This is a genomic window from Hyphomicrobium sp. CS1BSMeth3, from assembly GCF_900117415.1.
In the GTDB taxonomy this organism is placed as follows: domain Bacteria; phylum Pseudomonadota; class Alphaproteobacteria; order Rhizobiales; family Hyphomicrobiaceae.
This window is the reverse complement of sequence record NZ_FPEI01000006.1, coordinates 59389-77586: the sequence shown is the minus strand read 5'-3', so window position 1 is coordinate 77586 and position 18198 is coordinate 59389. Positions and strand designations below refer to the sequence as shown.

At 62.0% G+C, this 18198-nt stretch carries 14 protein-coding genes; 6 read left to right on the top strand and 8 right to left on the bottom strand.

What is annotated here, in order from left to right:
- Positions 1 to 6: 6 nt before the first annotated feature.
- The 7 genes from CS1BSM3_RS15490 to CS1BSM3_RS15460 form a co-directional block, all read right to left on the bottom strand.
- Positions 7 to 1377 (bottom strand): LLM class flavin-dependent oxidoreductase, encoded by a 1371-nt coding sequence (locus CS1BSM3_RS15490; RefSeq protein WP_072388396.1) that lies wholly within the window; start codon positions 1375 to 1377, stop codon positions 7 to 9.
- Positions 1378 to 1425: 48 nt separating this feature from the next.
- A complete protein-coding gene (locus CS1BSM3_RS15485; RefSeq protein ID WP_072388394.1) occupies positions 1426 to 2724 on the bottom strand; it encodes an NAD(P)/FAD-dependent oxidoreductase in 1299 nt (432 codons plus the stop codon).
- Between the two features lie 5 nt (positions 2725 to 2729).
- Entirely contained in the window at positions 2730 to 4394 is a 1665-nt protein-coding gene (locus tag CS1BSM3_RS15480) for a hydantoinase B/oxoprolinase family protein (protein WP_072388392.1), read from the bottom strand.
- Entirely contained in the window at positions 4394 to 6412 is a 2019-nt protein-coding gene (locus CS1BSM3_RS15475) for a hydantoinase/oxoprolinase family protein (RefSeq protein ID WP_072388390.1), read from the bottom strand. Before CS1BSM3_RS15475 ends, CS1BSM3_RS15480 begins: the two co-directional genes overlap by 1 nt.
- 122 nt (positions 6413 to 6534) lie before the next feature.
- On the bottom strand, positions 6535 to 7554 hold the full coding sequence (locus CS1BSM3_RS15470; protein WP_072388388.1) for an ABC transporter ATP-binding protein: 1020 nt from the start codon (positions 7552 to 7554) through the stop codon (positions 6535 to 6537).
- A complete protein-coding gene (locus CS1BSM3_RS15465) occupies positions 7551 to 8528 on the bottom strand; it encodes an ABC transporter ATP-binding protein (protein WP_072388386.1) in 978 nt (325 codons plus the stop codon). The genes CS1BSM3_RS15470 and CS1BSM3_RS15465 overlap by 4 nt, the downstream gene beginning before the upstream one ends.
- Positions 8525 to 9424: an ABC transporter permease gene (locus tag CS1BSM3_RS15460; RefSeq protein ID WP_072388384.1), complete on the bottom strand. Its 900-nt coding sequence runs from the start codon at positions 9422 to 9424 to the stop codon at positions 8525 to 8527. Before CS1BSM3_RS15460 ends, CS1BSM3_RS15465 begins: the two co-directional genes overlap by 4 nt.
- A 294-nt stretch (positions 9425 to 9718) precedes the next feature.
- Between CS1BSM3_RS15460 and CS1BSM3_RS15455 the strand changes: the two genes are divergently transcribed.
- Both CS1BSM3_RS15455 and CS1BSM3_RS15450 read left to right on the top strand, forming a co-directional pair.
- Entirely contained in the window at positions 9719 to 10342 is a 624-nt protein-coding gene (locus CS1BSM3_RS15455) for a helix-turn-helix domain-containing protein (protein ID WP_083528633.1), read from the top strand.
- An 88-nt stretch (positions 10343 to 10430) separates the two neighbouring features.
- Complete coding sequence (locus tag CS1BSM3_RS15450) at positions 10431 to 11105, top strand: SDR family oxidoreductase (RefSeq protein WP_072388382.1); 675 nt, start codon at positions 10431 to 10433, stop codon at positions 11103 to 11105.
- A 21-nt stretch (positions 11106 to 11126) separates the two neighbouring features.
- Here the strand turns inward: CS1BSM3_RS15450 and CS1BSM3_RS15445 are convergent, their stop codons facing one another.
- Positions 11127 to 11675 (bottom strand): cupin domain-containing protein, encoded by a 549-nt coding sequence (locus CS1BSM3_RS15445; protein ID WP_072388380.1) that lies wholly within the window; start codon positions 11673 to 11675, stop codon positions 11127 to 11129.
- Positions 11676 to 11835: 160 nt separating this feature from the next.
- Here CS1BSM3_RS15445 and CS1BSM3_RS15440 point away from each other — a divergent pair, with 160 nt between their 5' ends.
- The 4 genes from CS1BSM3_RS15440 to CS1BSM3_RS15425 all read left to right on the top strand — a co-directional run bounded on the left by CS1BSM3_RS15440 (position 11836) and on the right by CS1BSM3_RS15425 (position 18032).
- Positions 11836 to 13161 carry an omega-aminotransferase AptA gene (locus CS1BSM3_RS15440; protein ID WP_072388378.1) on the top strand — a complete coding sequence of 442 codons (1326 nt, stop codon included), beginning with the start codon at positions 11836 to 11838 and terminating at the stop codon, positions 13159 to 13161.
- Between the two features lie 235 nt (positions 13162 to 13396).
- A complete protein-coding gene (locus tag CS1BSM3_RS15435) occupies positions 13397 to 14749 on the top strand; it encodes an LLM class flavin-dependent oxidoreductase (protein ID WP_072388376.1) in 1353 nt (450 codons plus the stop codon).
- A 73-nt stretch (positions 14750 to 14822) separates the two neighbouring features.
- The gene (locus CS1BSM3_RS15430) at positions 14823 to 16403 is read left to right on the top strand and encodes an ABC transporter substrate-binding protein (RefSeq protein WP_072388374.1); all 1581 of its coding nucleotides are present in this window, start codon (positions 14823 to 14825) and stop codon (positions 16401 to 16403) included.
- Positions 16404 to 16559: 156 nt separating this feature from the next.
- Entirely contained in the window at positions 16560 to 18032 is a 1473-nt protein-coding gene (locus CS1BSM3_RS15425; protein ID WP_072388372.1) for an NAD-dependent succinate-semialdehyde dehydrogenase, read from the top strand.
- Positions 18033 to 18198 lie beyond the last annotated feature (166 nt).

The following is an 18198-nucleotide window of genomic DNA, read 5'->3' as shown; positions in this document are numbered from 1 at the left end:
TAATTTCTATGCTGTCCGTTGCGCCTGAGTGCCGGCGGCGAACCGCCAGCCATTGGACGGCTTTCTCAGCCCGAGGTTCTCGCGCAGCGTGCGCCCCTCATACGCACGACGGAACAGGCCGCGCCGCTGCAGCTCGGGGATGAGCAGATCGACGATGTCGTTGAGGCCCGTCGGAACGAGCGCCGGCAGTATGTTGAAGCCGTCCGCGCCGCGCTTGACGAACCACTCTTCGAACTCGTCGGCGATCTGTGCCGGAGAGCCGACCAGCAGCCAGTGGCCGCGCGTTCCGGCAAGACGCATGTAGAGCTGCCGAATGGTCAGCCCTTCATCGGTGGCAAGTTTCGATATGAGGGCGAAGCGGCTCTTGGGACCCTGCACGTCGATAGTGAGCGGCATCGGACCGTCGAGATCGTAGCCGCTGAGATCGACACCCGCCGACCTCGACAACTGCATCAGGCCGACGTCAGGATGTATGAGCTCCTGGTACGAATGATACTTCGCGCGTGCTTCCTCTTCCGTGCGCCCAACGATGAGAAGCACTCCGGGCATGATCTTGATGTCATCGGGCGCCCGGCCGTAGCGCGCTGCCCGCTCCTTGACGTCGGCATAGAAGGCCTGAGCAGTTTCCAATTTCTGCTGTGCGGTGAAGACGACTTCCGCCGTCTCCGCCGCGAGGTCCTTGCCGTCATCCGACGAGCCCGCTTGAACGAGCACAGGCGCGCCCTGCGGCGAGCGCGGGACATTGAGTGGTCCACGCACGCTGAAGTGCTTCCCCGAGTGATTGAGCGTGCGCATCTTGGTCGGATCGAAGAAAAGACCCGACGCCTTGTCGCGGGTGAAGGCGTCCTCATCCCAGCTGTCCCACAGGCCCTGGATGACGTGTGCGAACTCTCTGGCGCGCTCATAGCGGTCAGCGTGGAGAGCATGCGCAGGACTGCTGAAATTGAGCGCTTCGTCGGTGTTGGCGGAAGTGACGAGGTTCCAACCCGAGCGTCCGCCACTGATGAGATCGAGCGACGCGAACTTCCGCGCGACGTGATACGGCTCGTTGTACGTCGTCGTCATCGTGGCGACGAGACCCAGGTGCTCTGTCACAGCGGCAAGTGCGGAGAGCAACGTCAGAGGCTCGAAGTGACCGAAGTGGGAGCCGCGCGCTGCGGTGGTGACGGGCTCGCCTTGCCGCGTCACGCCCGACAGGACATCGGCAAGAAACATCATATCGAAGAGGCCGCGCTCCGCGGTCTGCGCGAGCTCAATGTAGTGCTTGAAATTCACCCCGCCGTCAGCTTGCGAGTCCGGATGGCGCCAGGCGGCGACGTGGTGCCCCGTCGGATAAATGAAAGCGCCGAGCTTCATCTGGCGGGGCGAGTTGTTCATCCGATCCTCCCAATGCCGGTGCGCCGTGGAGCGATCTCGGCGCTGCCACTATGAACCGAAACCCATGCGATCCTGCGTCCACGCCCAGGCAATGCCGGCGGCGATAATGGGCTTGCGCGCCGCGTGCCAGGGTATGGGTGCCAACTTCGTGCGCTCGAGCGGCGGCGGCGTGCCAGCGTGCGCCCGATATGCAAGCCACTGCCCCATGAGCGTGGCCAATGCGATCCCTCGGCCGTTATAGCCCCCACCTACGAACAAGCCCGGTGCCGGTTCGTGAATGTGGGGCAAGCCATCGAGTGTCAGACCGACCTGCCCCGACCAGCGATGCGTGATCTTGATGTCGGCGAGCTCGGGGATCATGCGCTTCATGGCGCCGAGCAAGCTGTCGAAGAGGTTCGGCCGGAGCGCATCCCCCACTGCGCCGCGACCGCCGAAGACCAGACGGCCATCGGGAGAGCGCCGGAAATAGAAGGCAAGGCGCCGCGTCTCGGAGATGCATTCGCCGCCGGGCAGAATGCGCTTCGCGAGCTCGTCCGGGAGCACTTCGGTCGCGAGCTGAATGCTCTGCACGAGCAGCAGCGAGCGGCTGAGACCTGGCACAAGCCGGTCGTCGGAGTAGGCATCCGTCCCGACCACGACCGCTCGTGCGCGAACTTCACCCTGCGGCAGGGTCAGCAGCCAGCGCCCCTCCTCCTGCTTCATGGATCGCACAGGGCTCTGAGGAAATATCTGAGCACCGGCGGCAATGGCCGCGCGCGCTAGACCGCGCACGAAGCTGAGCGGTTGAATGGTTCCAGCCCGCGGATCACGCCATCCACCGCAGTAGCCGTGCACGCCTGTGCGCTTCGCTAGTGTCGCAGCGTCCAGAACCTCAACATCGACACCCCGCTGGCGCCATTCCTCGGCGCGCTGAAGTACGCGCTTCAACGCCATAGGCGCGTGTGCAGCTTGTATCCAGCCGGCGCGCTTCGGCGAGCAACAGATGTCGTGCCGCGTGATCAGATCGAAGACGAGATCTGGTGCGCCACCGACAGCGTTAGCGATCGCATCACCGCGCTCCTGGCCGAACTTCGCGATGAGTTCGCTCGGGTCATACTTCGCGCCCGGAATGACTTGGCCGCCGTTCCTACCGGAGGCGCCAAAGCCGATCTCCTGGGATTCGAAGAGCGCGACGGAGGCGCCGCTTTCAGCCAGCGTCAGAGCAGCCGAACAACCAGCAAAGCCGCCACCAACGATGGCAACATCGACGTCCATCGAGCCTGGGAACGACGTCCCAAGGATCGCAGGCTCCTGGGCGGTCTCGTACCAAAGCGACTGCTTAAAGCTCGCTGCGGACGACGCGCCCATGGCATCTACTCCTTTACCGGCGCGTGCCAACGATCGGCGCAGGCGCGCGAGATGATGCCATCCTTGACATCCTCCTCGATCTCTTCGACCGGGCGCGACGCGGGATCGCCATAGCCACCACCACCACCGAGTGAGATGGCGACGATGTCGCCCTTGCAAAGCTCGCCAGCAAACTTGGATTTGACCGGAACGTGCTCGATGCCGCGAATGATCTCGCAGTAGCCCGTCGCAGCGGCATGGCCACCAAACAGGCCATCAGCCGGACGCGTGAAGCGATCGGAGTAGAGCGCGAGCTTCACGCCATCCTCAAGGATCTCGTAACGACGCGTGAAGCCGACGCCACCGCGATGGCGCCCGATGCCGCAGCTATCCGGCCGCAGGGAATACTCGAGCAAACGGAAGAAGCTAAAATCCTGATCCAGCGCTTCGGTCGGCGTATTGGCGCAGTTGGACAGCGGATTGTCGACAGCGTCGCAGCCATCCTTGTCGGACGCAGCACCGAGTCCACCACCGAAGATCTCGAGGGAAACCGACCAGCCACCGGGGCCAAGGTGCGACAGGCAGAATGCCGTGGTGGTGTCATAGCCGGTCGCCACCACGCGCTCCGGCGCGACCTTGGACAACGCTTTCATGGTCGCGTCCCACGCGCGTGAGCACGCTTCCATGCGCGCGCGCACGGCCGCCGGATGATGCGGATTGAGAATGGAACCTTTCGGCGCCGTCACGGTGATGGGGCGCATCGCGCCGTGATTGAACGGAATGTCGGGATCGCTGAGCGCCGCCTTCACGCACGAGACAGTTGCCGATACCGTCGAGGCGAAAGGGGCGTTGAGATTGGTCCGCACCTGCGCCGCCGTGCCTGTGAAATCCACGGCGAGCGAATCGCCCTTTACCGTGACCGTCGCACGGACCGCGAGTGGTGTGTCACTGATGCCATCGTCGTCGACGGCATCCTCGCCGAGATAGATGCCATCGGGAATGTTGCGGATGGCAGCCCGCATGCGCGCTTCCGAATAGTCTTGAAGCGCACCCATGGTCTCAAGCAAGGTTTCAACGCCGTACCGCTCGGCCAATTCCTGCACGCGCAGCGCGCCGACATGGTTGGCTGCGATCTGGGCATCAAAATCACCCATTGTCTGCTGCGGCACACGCACGTTGGCGCGCAGCAGTCGCTCGAAACCGCCGCCGTGCCAATCGCGCTTCGCGTTGAGCTTCATCGGCGGAATGATCAGGCCTTCGGAATAGACGTCCCCCGCATTGGGGTTGAGCCCGGCGCTGCCTCCCCCAAGGTCCAGATGGTGCGCAACCGATGCCGCGAAGCCGAGAATGCGCCCTTTGAAGAAGATCGGGTGAAACAGGAAGACATCCTGGAGATGCTGTCCGCCCGAGTAGGGATCGTTGATGATCAGGAAGTCGTCTTCCTCGAGCGTCTCCGGCGGATGCAGGGCGGCGCACGGGGCGAAGATCTGCCCGATCGTGCCAAGCTGCATCGGAATGAGCTCTGCCTGCGCGACCGTGTGCCCGTTGATGTCAAGGATCGCTGCAGATCCGTCTCGCGCTTCACGCAGAATGGTCGAATAGGCCGAGCGAATGAGCTTTACGCCCATCTCGCGCGCCGCAGCGAGCAGCGACTGGCTGACGATGGCGTATTCTACGGGATCGAGCGACATCAGCTCTTCTTCCTCAGCCAGGTGTTGTTGCTGGCGTCGCGCTCAGCGATCCAGCCCGGCGGAACCCAAGTGGTTGACGAGTAGCCTTCGATCAGGGCTGGGCCCTCAATCTGCGCGCCAACTTTCAGACGCGATGCCGGAACGATACGCGCATTCAGATCCTCGCCGCCGGAACCACGGATGGCGACTTCGCGCACGCTCTGCTCGGCAACCTCGCGCTCCTGTGCGACCGGCATCTCTTCCAGCCGCTGACGGGCACTGAAGCGCAACCCCACCACTTCAATCGTCCGTCCGGGCTCGCCGCCGTGCATATAGACGCGGCGGTGAACCTCGTTGAAGCTCGCGGTGAGCTCGGCAACGCTCAAGCGGTCGATCGATCGCAGATCGATCGGCACAGCGATCTCGAACGCCTGACCGACATAGCGCATGTCAGCCTCGAGCGAACAATCGAGCGTCCCGGCCAGATTGTGTGATCGATACTCTTCGGCAGCGAGCCGCTGGAAGCGATCGTGCTCCTCGCGCAGCTTGTCGGGCACATCCTCGCCGAGACGCATGCGCCGCGTCGTGGTGTAGACCTTGACGTAGTCCGCCGACAACAGGCCGAGCGCCGAGATGACGCCGGGATTAGGCGGCACCAGAACCTCCCGGATGCTGAGCTCCGCAGCGATCTCAGCAGCAAGCAGCGGACCGGCACCGCCAAATGGGACGAGCGCGTAGGCCCGCGGATCGCGCCCGCGCTCCGTCGATACGATCTGGATGGCTCGAACAATATTCGCAACCGCCAGCCGGATCGCCGCCGCTGCCGCCTCGGGCACGCTCATGCCAAAGCGAGCCGCGATGCCTTCGAACGCGCGATGCGCCGCGCCCTTGTCGAGCTTCATCGTGCCGCCAAGAAAGCCTTCGGCGCGTATGGTCCCGCGAACGACGTGAGCATCTGTGATGGTCGGTTCGGTGCCGCCCCGCCCATAGCAGGCCGGGCCAGGCTGAGCCCCTGCGCTCTTCGGTCCGACGCGCAGCATGCCGCCATCATCAACCCAGACGAGACTGCCGCCGCCCGCACCGACGGAAACGATATCGAGCACCGGCGTGCGCACAGGCAGGCCATCCACCTCCGTCTCAGGGGCGAGCGCCGCTTCACCATCCTGTACGAGGCTGACGTCGGTGGAAGTTCCACCCATATCGAACGTGATGAGATCGCGGCAGTTGGAGCGTTGCGCCTGACGAATCGCACCGACCACTCCCGCCGCAGGACCACTGAACAGAGCCGCGATGGAGTTGCGCCGCATGGCAATTGCCGGAATGCGGCCGCCGTTCGACTGCATAATGCTGAAATCACCGCGAAAGCCCGCCTCCGCAAGCTTCTTCTCGAAGCGATCGAGATAGCCGTCGATGACCGGCTGCACGTAGGCGGAGAGTGAAGTGGTCGTCCCCCGTTCGAACTCGCGGAACTCGCCGGCGACCTCGTGGCTACACGCCACTCTCAGACCGGGCATCGCCTGCACGATCAAGTCGCGCAATCGCGCTTCGTGCGCCGACGATGCGTAAGATGACAGCAGACAGATCGCGACCGCTTCGTAATCTCCGTTGGTCAAGGCCGGGAGCAACTCGTTCCGCACGGCCTCCTCGTCGAGAGGCACGACGATGTTGCCGTTCTCGTCGATGCGCTCGAGCACTTCGAAACAGTCGCGCCGCTTCACCGGCGGCTCGGGTTTCGCATAGCGCAGATCATAAATGCTGCGCCGGTCATGGCGCTGAAGGAAGAGGATGTCACGAAACCCGCGGGTCGTGACGAACGCGATTCTCGAGCCCCGGCGCTCCAGAATGGCGTTTGTAGCGACGGTCGAGCCATGCACGAGATCAGTCACCTGCGCTGGATCGATCCCCGCAGCCGAGAGCGCGTTGAAAGCCCCGACGTCTGGTGCGCGTGGCGTGCTCGGCACCTTGAACACACGCAGCTTCCCGCCGTCGACAGCAACGAGATCGGTGAACGTCCCCCCCACCTCGATCCCGACCCTCATCTGTCGTCCTCCTGAGCTTCTTTCATCATCACGCTACTCGTCCCCTAAGCAGAATGCAACAGAATTGAAAATATTCACCGAATAATTTCACCAGCGCATTACTCTACCCTGGCCCACGAGGATCAGGCGGTGTCGTTCAGGTGGCAGGCCGAGCGGTGGTTCGGCGCGATCTCGCGAAGCTGCGGCGCTTCTTGCGCGCAGCGCGGCATGGCCAGTGGGCAGCGCGGATGAAAGTGGCACCCGGTCGGCGGGTTGAGCGGGCTCGGCAGCTCGCCCTTGATAGCGACAAAGCGGCGGCCCCGTCCTTCGATGCTCGGACGTTCGGCCAACAGGGCCTGTGTGTAGGGATGCTGCGCACGACTGAACAGCTCCTCGACCGGCGCCTCCTCGATGATGCGCCCGAGGTACATCACCGCCACGCGATCGGCGAGATGCTCGACCACGCCCAAGTCATGGCTGATGAAAAGATAGGTCAGGCTGAACTGTGACCTGAGCTCCATGAACAGATTGAGGATCTGCGCTTGAATGGAGACGTCGAGCGCAGCGACGGCCTCATCGCACACGAGCACCTCGGGCTGGACGGCGAGCGCACGCGCAATGCCGAGACGCTGACGTTGGCCGCCACTGAACTGATGCGGATACCGGCGCTTGAGCTTGGGATCGAGACCAGCCCGCAGGAACTGGGTATCGACGTAGCTTTCGTAGTCAGCGCGCGATACCAGCCCATGGCAGAGCGGAGCCTCGCCGACGATGTCGGCAGCACGCAGGCGCGGATTGAGCGAAGCGTGAGGGTTCTGGAAGATCAGCTGGATCTTAAGCTTCACGTCCTTCATCTCGGCACGATCGAGCGTCCGCAGATCGGTACCGCGAAACAAAACTTTTCCCTCGGACGGCGGCAGGATGCCTGCGGCGAGGCGTGCGAGCGTAGACTTGCCGCAACCAGACTCCCCGACGAGCCCTACCACTTCACCCTGCATTACGTCGAAGTCGACGTTGTTGACGGCGAAGACGACGTCATTTCTGACCGGCACGCCGCGCAAGCGTTTCAAGCTCCGCTGCGCCCGCTTGAAAATATTGGCGGGCTGACCGAAGCGCCGTGAGACGCCGCGCAGGCTGATCGCAGAAGGATTGTTTGACTTCATGCGCCGTCGCCCGTGTGCGGATGGAAACAGTAAGCGCCTCCAGCTGACGCACGCGTAAACAGTGGCGGCGGCGCCGTACAAGCACCGTCGGCGCGTGAGCACCGGGCCTGGAAGGCGCAACCGCTCGGAAGATTGAGCAGGTTAGGCGTCATGCCCGGAATCTGCTGGAGCAACTGTCCACGCCGGTTTGAGCTCGGAACACATCCAATGAGGCCACGCGTATAAGGGTGCAGCGGCGCACGCAGCACATCGTCCACATCGCCCGTCTCAACGATCCGGCCTGCGTACATGACAGCGAGTCTGTGCGCGAGCCCCGCGATCACGGACAGATCATGCGTGATCCAAATGAGCGATGTGCCATGCTCACCGATCAGCTTCTGGATCTCAGAGAGAATCTGCGCCTGAATGGTGACGTCGAGCGCGGTCGTCGGCTCGTCGGCGATGATCAGCGCGGGCTCGAGCAGCAAAGCAATCGCGATCGCTACGCGCTGGCGCATGCCGCCGGAAAACTGATGAGGATAGGCAGATAAGCGCTCCTCCGGACTCGGAATCCCAACCATGCCGAGCACATCCCGCGCGCGCTGCTGTGCTTGGCGACCCGGCATTTTCTTGTGCGCCACAATCGTCTCGACCATCTGCGTGCCGACGCGTAACACCGGGTTGAGCGTCATCATCGGATCCTGAAAAACCATGGCGATCCGATTACCGCGAAGCTGACGCCAATCCGCCTCGGGCAGCTTCGTGATGTCCTTGCCTTCGAAGAGCACGCTTCCGCCGAGAATGCGGCCCGGCGGATCGACGAGCCCCATGATGGAATAGCCCGTGACCGATTTACCTGAACCAGATTCGCCGACGAGACCCAACACCTCGCCGGCGTTGACGCTGAACGATACGCCATCGACGGCCGGCACCACGCCGGCTCTGCTGAAGAAATGAGTTTTGAGATCCCGGACCTCGAGAACAGGTTGCTTCATTTGAGGTGCCGCGGATTGAGGACATCGCGGAGCTGATCACCAACGAGATTGAGCGCGATAATCGTGACCAGCAATGCAACGCCAGGATAGACGCTCACCCAATATCGGCCCGAGAGCATGTATTGGTAGCCATTTGCGATGAGCAGGCCGAGCGAGGGTTCGGTGATGGGCACGCCAAGACCGAGATAGCTCAGCGTCGCCTCGAGCGCGATGGCTCGCGCGACCTGCTGCGTCGCGATGACAATCATGGGTGGCACGCAATTCGGCAGCAGATGTCGGAAGATGATGCGCCAGCGCGGCAGTGCCAGCGAGGCAGCAGCCTCCATGTATTCACGATCGCGCTCGACGAGCGCCGTCGCCCGCACGACGCGGGCATAGTACGCCCACTCCACGATCACGAGAGCGAGCAACACGTTCATGACGCCTTTGCCGAGAAAGGCGAGGATCATCAGCGCGACAAGAATCGAGGGGAACGAGAGCTGCAGGTCGACGATGCGCATAACGGCGCTGTCCGTTCGACCACCTGCATAGGCGGCAATGAGACCGAGCGTACAGCCGATGATGAGAGCGATGAACGCCGAGCCAACGCCGACGCCCAGACTGATCCGCAGTCCGTAGAGAATGGCCGAGTAGAGATCCCGCCCCTGGTCATCGGTCCCAAGCCAATGCACATGCCCCTCGCTGGACAGCGAACCGGGCGGGAGGCGGCTATCGAGGATGTTGAGCTGGGCTAGATCGTAAGGATTCTGAGGCGATAGCCATGGCGCAAAAATAGCCGCGAGGATGATCAGGCAGAAGACTGCCAAGCCGAACACGGCCAGCCACGATTGCGAAAAGTTGATCCAGAAGAGCTGAAGCGGTGTTTCCTCTTCACTGGCGGCCTGCGCGCGAGTCACGGCACTTGCTCGGGGCGCCTCGCCAGGGTAGGCCCCACTCGCGGGCACCGTCGCAGACGCCAGCGTGCCCTCGTTAGTGTGCTGAAACTCCGCGGATTGAGGTGTAGCAATAGAGGCCGAACCGGCTTTGGGCGCATCTGCCGCAGGACCGCTCCGATCCGCCATCATCAAACCTTCCGCTGGACAATCAACCTATGCTGCACAGTAACATGAACCAGACTTGATGCAACCATTTTGAAAAATTACGTCTATAATATTCACTACAGATGAGCGTGATTCGAGGGGAGAGCGCCGATGTCCGATGAGATGATCAAGCAGGAGATGCCCCAAGACGCCAAGCCAACCGTCCGCGCTGCGGCGGTCCCGGAGGTTGGGCAGCGGCTGCGCCTCATGAGGCAAAGGCGCAAATGGACGCTCTCGGACCTTTCCGAGCGGACCAACACATCGGTTGGCATGCTTAGCCAGATCGAGCGAGGCCTCTCGTCGCCCTCCATTCGCACCTTGCAGCGGCTCGCCGATACGTTCGCCGTGCCTATCGGCTGGTTCTTCAGCGACTCGCCGACGCCGCCGCCGAATACGCCTTCATGGCTGCTTCGCCCGGCAAGCCGCCGCGTTCTTTCGCTTGCGGGACAAGGCATCACCAAGGAACTCCTGTCCCCTCCCGGCGAGGGGGCACTGGAGCTTCTCATCATCACCATCCAGCCCGGCGGCTCGACAGGCCAGGCGCCTTACACGCACGCTGGAGAGGACGCCGGCACCATTCTCGAGGGCACGCTGAAGCTCGAAGTCGCAGGCGAGTCCGCCTTGCTTCAGCCGGGCGATGCCTTCCGCTTTGCGAGCACGCTGCCTCATCGCTTCGAAAATCCGGGCACAGTGCCGTGCGTCGCACTGTGGGTCATCACGCCACCTCTCTACTGAAACACGCCGCAGATTACCCTCTCACGCAACGCGCTCCGCCAACGAACGTCCGGCACGACCGGAACCACTTCATGAAGGAAGAAACGACATGCCAACGGTTTTGATTGTGGGCGCAAGCAGAGGCATCGGCCTCGAATTTGTCCGCCAGTATGCCGCTGAAGGCTGGACGGTCCATGCCACGAACAGGGCAGGCAAATCCGATCAACAGCCCGCCGGCAATATCACATGGCATCCGCTCGAGGTACGCGAGCAGGCCTCCATCGATGCCCTTGCGGCCGCGCTCAAAGGCCAATCGATCGATGTCGCCGTGCTGTGTGCGGGCGTAATGGGGCCGCGCACCATGGTTCCCGAGGCCATCGACCGGACGGCATGGGCAGACGTGCTCGCCATCAACACGATGGCACCGCTCGCCGTTGCTGGCGCCATTCGGCCGAACTTGCTTCTCGGCTCGCAGCGCAAGCTCGTTGCTCTGTCGAGCCGCCTCGGCAGCATCGCGTGCAACGAAACAGGCAGCACCTATATCTATCGCTCTTCGAAGGCTGCGCTGAATGCCGTCTGGCGAACCCTGTCGATCGACACGCGCGGCGATGGCTTGATCTGCACTGTTTTCCATCCAGGTTGGGTGCGTACCGATATGGGCGGCCCGAATGGCGAGATCTCTCCGGAAGAGAGCGTCGCCGGCCTCCGCAAGCAAATTGCCGGCCTCACGATGGCGGAGAGTGGTCGCTTCTTCAATTATGACGGCACTGAGCTGCCCTGGTGAGCGATCCACCAGCGCAAGCCGTCAGAATGTTGGCGGCGTGCACGCGCTGACCAATTCGCAGGGCGCCGGCCCCACGCAGCGGAAGCGATGCGGGCGGCGACTTTCGAAATAGTACGCATCACCGGGGCCGAGCACACGCCGTTCGTCGTCGACGGTCACCTCGAGGCGTCCACTCAGAATGATGCCGCCTTCCTCACCGTCGTGCACGAGGGGCACGCGTCCGGTATCGGCGCCCGGTTCGTAGCGCTCCTTGAGAATCTGCAAAGCACGACCAAACAGCCGGTCGCCAACCTGTAGATACGAAATGCGTCCCTTGCCGATCTCCACCAACTCGTCAGCGCTATAGAAGGCCTTTTTTGGCCGCTCCGGTTCGAGCGCGAAGAACTCCGCAAGTCCGATCGGCAGGCCATCGAGGATGCGCTTCAACGCGCCGATCGATGGGTTTGCGCGATTGGCCTCGATCAGAGAGATCGTCGAGTTGGTCACCCCTGCGCGCTTTGCAAGTTCGCGCTGCGAAAGGTTGCGCAGCAGCCGCACATAGCGAAGACGCCCCCCGATATCCAAGCTCATGCCACTGGTCCTTTCCGCCAACCCGAGGGCCGTTTCGCATGTTTCCTATATCGCAAAACAGGAGCATGGAATCTCAAAATATCAATGGCTTATGTGCAGGAAGAAAAGGACTTGTTGCCCTTTCCCGATCATGTCCCTCTGGCGCAAACGGAGGTGATACATGACCGCGCGACACCAGATCAATGCTCCGAGGCTCGACAGCTTCTGGATGCCCTTCACGGCCAACCGGCAGTTCAAGGCGGCGCCCCGTCTCCTCGTTGCAGCCGAAGGAATGCACTACACGAGCCAGGATGGACGTCCGGTTCTCGATGGCACGGCTGGCCTGTGGTGCGTGAATGCCGGACACGGCCGCCAGCGTATTTCTGATGCCGTTGGCAAGCAGCTCTCCACACTCGACTATGCGCCGTCGTTCCAGCTCGGACATCCCTTGGCGTTCGACCTTGCGGAGCGTCTGGCTGCCCTCGCCCCGAAAGATCTGGACCGCGTCTTCTTCACCAATTCGGGATCTGAGTCAGTCGATACCGCACTCAAGATCGCGCTCGCCTATCAGCGCGCCATTGGCCAGGGCACGCGCACGCGCCTCATCGGCCGCGAGCGCGGCTACCACGGCGTCGGATTCGGCGGGATCTCGGTTGGCGGCATTGTCAGCAATCGCCGCGTCTTCCCCCAGCTTCCTGGAGTGGATCATCTACGTCACACGCACGATCTCGCGCGCAACGCGTTCACACGTGGCCAGCCACAGCACGGTGCCGACCTTGCGGATGATCTCGAGCGCCTGGTTGCACTGCACGGCGCCGAGACCATCGCCGCCGTTATCGTAGAGCCCGTTGCTGGATCGACCGGCGTCCTCATCCCGCCGAAGGGCTATCTGGAGAGGCTGCGCGCCATCTGCGACCGCTATGGCATCCTTCTCATCTTCGACGAGGTCATCACCGGTTTCGGCCGCCTCGGCACGCCCTTTGCGAGCTCCTATTTCGGTGTGAAGCCCGACCTGATGACCACGGCCAAAGGGCTGACGAACGGCTCACTGCCCATGGGAGCCGTCTTCGCGAGCAGGAAAGTCCATGACGCACTCATGCAGGGGCCGGAAAACCAGATCGAACTCTTCCACGGCTATACCTACTCCGGCCATCCTGCAGCCTGCGCCGCAGGTATTGCAACGCTTGAGATCTATGAGGAAGAAGGCCTCCTGACAGCAGGCGCAGCCCTTGCGGACTACTGGCAGGACGCCATGCACATGCTAAGCGGCCAGCCTCACGTCATCGACATTCGGACGATCGGCATCATCGCGGGTATCGAGTTGGCGCCACGGCCTGACGCGCCCGGCGCTCGCGCCTACGACGTCTTCGTGGATTGCTTTGAGCGTGGGCTTCTCATTCGCATCACCGGCGACATCATTGCGCTCTCGCCGCCGCTGATCGTCGAGCGCAAGCATATCGACACCATGGTTTCGGTGCTCGCAGACGCCCTCAAGCGCGCCCGCTGACACCATCGCGACGCCCCCCCGATTTGGCTCATAACTCTTCGGCGCTGCCTAACAAGGCGGCGCCGAACTCCATTCATATTGAAATTTTACGTTGACTTTTTTCATTTTGGTTGGGCTTAATGCTCATCCCTGTTTACGGGTATCAAAACGGCTCCCTGCGGGGCAACTTCACGTCCATGCTTCTCGCCGAACCGCACGGCCTGAGGCACCCCGCAACGCGCATCTGAGGAAAACGATGGGCAGACCGGCGCGCCAGATGAAGCTTGGAGCATTCATCAATCCGACGGGACAGCACCTCGCCGCATGGCGGCACCCCACTGCTCAGGCCGATGCTGGCGTGAACTTCAAGCACTACGTCGAGCTGGTACGCACGCTCGAACACGGCCGCTTCGACATCTTCTTTCTCGCTGATGTGCTCGCAACGATCCCGCGCACGGGCGAGTCGATGGCGAGCGCCTCACGCATTGCACACTACGTCGGCAACTTCGAGCCGCTGACGCTGCTCTCCGGGCTCGCAGCGGTGACGAGCAATATCGGCCTCGTCGCCACTGTCACGACGTCCTACAACGAGCCCTATCATGTCGCCCGGAAGTTCGCTTCGCTCGATCACATCAGCGGCGGTCGCTCGGGCTGGAATCTCGTGACCTCCTCCAATGCGGACGAAGCCTACAACTTCGGGCTCGAGCCCTATCATCAACATGCCGAGCGTTACGAACGAGCGCGTGAGTTTGCTGAGATTGTTCTCGGTCTCTGGGATAGCTGGGATGACGACGCCTTTCTCCGTGACAAGGAAGGCGGCCTGTTCTTCGATCCCGGCAAGATGCGGACGCTCAATCACTCAGGCAAGCATTTCAGCGTTCGCGGGCCACTCAATGTGCCGCGCTCCCCGCAAGGCGCACCGGTTCTGGTACAGGCAGGCTCGTCGGACGACGGCAAGAGTCTGGCGGCCGATACCGCTGAAGTGGTTTTCACGGCCCATCAAAAGATCGAAAGCGCGCAGGCTTTCTACGCCGACGTGAAGAGCCGCGCCGCCCAGCGGAACCGCAATCCAGAGGGCATGAAGATCATGCCCGGCGTCTCGCCAATTGTCGGCAGGACGCGGCAGGAAGCGCAAGATAAATATACACAGTTGCAGGAGCTCATTCACTCGGACGTCAGCATTGCTCTGCTGTCGCGCATGACAAGCTACGATTTCGCGCAGTTCGATCCGGACGCGATCGTACCCGAGATTCCCTCGGTCGAAGGCCTGAAGAGCCGTTCGGAGATGCTCGTGCGCATGGCGCGGCAGGAGGGCCTCACCGTCCGGCAACTTGCGATGAGAATCGCGGGCGCTCGAGGACACTGGCAGCTCATCGGGACATCAGAAGATATCGCCGACGAGCTCGAAGCCTGGTTCCGCAATGGCGCCGCCGACGGTTTCAACATGATGCCCGCCCTCCTCCCGGAGACGCTCGACGACATCGTGCGCCTGCTCATTCCCGAACTGCAGCGGCGAGGTCTGTTCCGCAAGGAGTACGAGGGCACGACGCTGCGCGAGAACCTGGGTTTGCTTGCGCCCGCCAACGGAAGCAGGTTCGCAACGTCTTAGCTCTGGGCGATGCGAGAGAAATGTAAACCGTACGAGTTGCTAGAGGGACAAGTTGATGAGCATCCGAGCATTAATGTTGCGTAGCCTCGTCGCGGTCCTGTCGGCCGTCGCTCCGCTCGCAAGCACCATTGCACACGCAGATACAAAAGAGCTTCGCATAGGCACCCGCAGTGAGTTCGTTGCAGATCCTCACGCCCAGTGGTCGGCGTCTCTACTCTTCTTCTATGTGCACTACCTTGCCCCGGCTCTGTCTCTGGACAAGGATGGCAAGGCCGTACCCAATCTCGCGGAGTCGGTCACCGCGCTCTCCGACAATATCTGGGAAATAAAGCTCAAGCCAGGTCAGAAGTTCGCCAACGGCCAGCCCATAACGACGACAGACGTCGTGGCGACCTACGAGCGGGTGCGCAACCTTCCCAAGAGCACGTATGCGGGCATCTTCGCCGGCATGAAAGAGTTCAAGATCATCGACGATCTGACTCTTCATATTATCACGTCGCATCCCTATCCGATCATGCCGACCACGCTCACCCAGCTCGTGATCGTGCCCGCCGAAATTGCCAAGACTGCAACGCCCGCCGATTTCGGGACGACAAAGGCGAACGTCAGCAGTGCGGCCTATAAGTTTGTCGAGTTCCTGCCCGGTAATCGGCTGGTTCTCGAGCGCAACGAAGCCTACGCTGGTCCCAAGGCGAAGTGGGATAAGGTCACCTTCCGATTCCTGCCGAACGGTGCGGCGCGCGTTGCTGCTCTCCTCGCTGGAGATGTCGACGTGATCGACGACGTTCCGCCGAGCGAGGTTGCGACGCTGAAGAAGAGCGGCAAAGCGTCGGTCTTCGTCGGCGAGTCGGATGCTGTGAATTTCTTTTCCATGGATCTGGGTCGCGACGTCACTCCTTTCCTGACCGACAACGCTGGCAATCCGCTCAAGAGCAATCCATTCAAGGACGTCCGCGTTCGGCGAGCCCTGTCCCTCGCGATCGACCGCAACCTGTTTCGTGATCGCGTGATGGAAGGCTTGTCATATCCGAACAGCCAGATCGTCCCCAAGAAGCTGGGTGGCCACGCTCACAATCTGCCAGATATCGTCCCCGACGTTGATCAGGCGCGAAAGCTGATGCAGGAGGCAGGATGGGGCGATGGCTTTGTGATGACTATGCATTGCCCTGAGGGACGCTATCCCAATGCCGCGCAAATCTGCCAGACGGCGGCACAGCTGCTTGCACGACTGCGCATCAAAACCACCGTTGAGATGATACCGCGGAGTGTCTTCTTCTCTCGAATGACAGATCGGACGGGACCACGCGGCAGCTTCATCCTCTTCGGTTGGGGCGCATCGAGCGCCGGCGAAGCCAACGTTCTCCAGCAGGTGATCCACACGTACGATCGAGAGAAGCGGCTGGGTACGTGGAACCTCGCTCACTATTCGAACCCGGAAGTCGATCGCATCATCCAGGAAGCCCTGAACATCGTCGACGCACCCAAGCGCCACGCCATGCAAGCGCGCGCGGTCACCATGGCGATGGAAGATGCCGCCGTTATCCCCTTGCACACACAGCCTGTCGTTCTGGCTTCGCGGAAGGATCTGAAGATCGAGGTGTACTCGAACTTCTACACGCTGGCAGATGCCGTAACGCCAGCCGATGCCAAGTAGTTGAAATCGCCGCCCTAGTCGGCAGGCCCGATCCCTGAAACCCGGTGTATCGAGCATCGCGCCCGCCGATCGACGGTGAAAGCAACAAAACCAAAACACCCAAACCCTGCATGGTCGTGCGCCCCAGGCTCGCCTGAGTGATGGATACTGACTGACATGGACCTCAAGTCTCGCCTTCGCGACCCCTCTCTATTCATCGAACGCGCATTCGTGGGAGGCGAGTGGCGCGGCGCTCAAGATGGGCGGACGCTCGCCGTGGTCAACCCGGCGACAGGCGACACAATCGGCAATGTGCCCGCCCTCGGTGCATCCGAGACGCAGGAAGCCATCATGGCTGCTGAGAATGCATCGGCTGCCTGGCGCGCACTTCCGGCCGCAGATCGCTCTGCAATTTTGATGGCGTGGCATCGACTGATGATCGAAAACCAGAGCGATCTGGCGCTGATCATGACTGCCGAACAGGGCAAGCCACTCACCGAAGCGCGTGGCGAGATCACCTACAGTGCGGGCTTCGTACAATGGTTTGCCGAGGAAGCGCGGCGGGTCTACGGCGACACGATACCAGCACCCACAAGCGATCGGCGCATTCTTGCGTTTCGAGAGCCGATCGGCGTTTCCGCAGCTATTACTCCCTGGAACTTCCCGAGCGCGATGATCACGCGCAAGTGCGCGCCCGCTCTCGCCGCCGGATGCCCGATCGTCGCAAAGCCCTCCGAACTCACGCCCTTCTCAGCGTTGGCGCTTGCGGTTCTTGCGGAGCGCGCGGGCATTCCCAAGGGCGTATTCAGTGTGCTCACGGGTTACCCGGAGCAGATCGGTCAGGTGCTGACATCGAGTGAGAAAGTGCGCAAGCTTTCTTTCACCGGCTCTACGCGCGTCGGTCGCCTTCTCATGCGGGAGTGCGCGGAAACAGTGAAGCGCGTGAGCTTCGAGCTCGGCGGCAATGCGCCATTCATCGTATTCGATGATGCCGATCTCGATCTGGCCGTCTCCGGCGTCATGGCGAGCAAGTTCCGCAATGCCGGACAAACATGTGTTTGCGCCAATCGCATTCTCGTGCAGGACGGCATCTATGAGCGCTTCGTGGAGCGCCTGTCGACGGCGGTTTCCAATCTCAAGGTCGGCAATGGAGCCGATCCAGGCATAACGATCGGGCCACTCATCAACCAGCCCGCGGTGAACAAGGTCGCCCGCCATATCGACGATGCGCGCGCCAAGGGCGCAACGCTCCTGCTTGGTGGCGGCGTCGAGCCCGGCACACAGTTCTTTGCGCCGACCATTCTGACATCGGCAAAGACAGATATGCTCCTCGCGTCCGAGGAGACATTCGGGCCTGTAGCTCCGATCTTCAAGTTCTCGGACGAGAAGGATGCGATCGCGATCGCGAACGACACGCCTTACGGCCTCGCGTCCTATTTTTACACGCGCGATCTTAAGCGCTCCTGGCGCGTGGCCGAGCGCCTCGAGTTCGGAATGATCGGCCTTAACACGGGATCCGTATCGATCGAAGTCGCGCCATTTGGCGGCATCAAGCAATCGGGCATTGGTCGCGAGGGATCGAAGTACGGATTGGAAGAGTATCTGGAACTCAAGACCCTTCACATCGGAGGCCTCGATCCATCTGCGTGAGCGTAGAATTTCCAGCACCCACTAAGCGGCCCCGCACCAAGCGACGAAGCTTGATCGGAAACGTAGGATAGGCGGCACGCCACTGCAGAGCCAAGCCAGCAGAAACTTCTGGCTCATATCACGCTCGATCTGCCTGACGCGGATCGCTTTGCATCTCCGACCTCGC

Coding starts and splice junctions, on each gene's coding strand:
- CS1BSM3_RS15490 (WP_072388396.1), bottom strand. CDS start 1,377: ATGAACAACTCGCCCCGCCAGATGAAGCTCGGCGCTTTCATTTATCCG.
- CS1BSM3_RS15485 (WP_072388394.1), bottom strand. CDS start 2,724: ATGGGCGCGTCGTCCGCAGCGAGCTTTAAGCAGTCGCTTTGGTACGAG.
- CS1BSM3_RS15480 (WP_072388392.1), bottom strand. CDS start 4,394: ATGTCGCTCGATCCCGTAGAATACGCCATCGTCAGCCAGTCGCTGCTC.
- CS1BSM3_RS15475 (WP_072388390.1), bottom strand. CDS start 6,412: ATGAGGGTCGGGATCGAGGTGGGGGGGACGTTCACCGATCTCGTTGCT.
- CS1BSM3_RS15470 (WP_072388388.1), bottom strand. CDS start 7,554: ATGAAGTCAAACAATCCTTCTGCGATCAGCCTGCGCGGCGTCTCACGG.
- CS1BSM3_RS15465 (WP_072388386.1), bottom strand. CDS start 8,528: ATGAAGCAACCTGTTCTCGAGGTCCGGGATCTCAAAACTCATTTCTTC.
- CS1BSM3_RS15455 (WP_083528633.1), top strand. CDS start 9,719: ATGTCCGATGAGATGATCAAGCAGGAGATGCCCCAAGACGCCAAGCCA.
- CS1BSM3_RS15450 (WP_072388382.1), top strand. CDS start 10,431: ATGCCAACGGTTTTGATTGTGGGCGCAAGCAGAGGCATCGGCCTCGAA.
- CS1BSM3_RS15445 (WP_072388380.1), bottom strand. CDS start 11,675: ATGAGCTTGGATATCGGGGGGCGTCTTCGCTATGTGCGGCTGCTGCGC.
- CS1BSM3_RS15440 (WP_072388378.1), top strand. CDS start 11,836: ATGACCGCGCGACACCAGATCAATGCTCCGAGGCTCGACAGCTTCTGG.
- CS1BSM3_RS15435 (WP_072388376.1), top strand. CDS start 13,397: ATGGGCAGACCGGCGCGCCAGATGAAGCTTGGAGCATTCATCAATCCG.
- CS1BSM3_RS15430 (WP_072388374.1), top strand. CDS start 14,823: ATGTTGCGTAGCCTCGTCGCGGTCCTGTCGGCCGTCGCTCCGCTCGCA.
- CS1BSM3_RS15425 (WP_072388372.1), top strand. CDS start 16,560: ATGGACCTCAAGTCTCGCCTTCGCGACCCCTCTCTATTCATCGAACGC.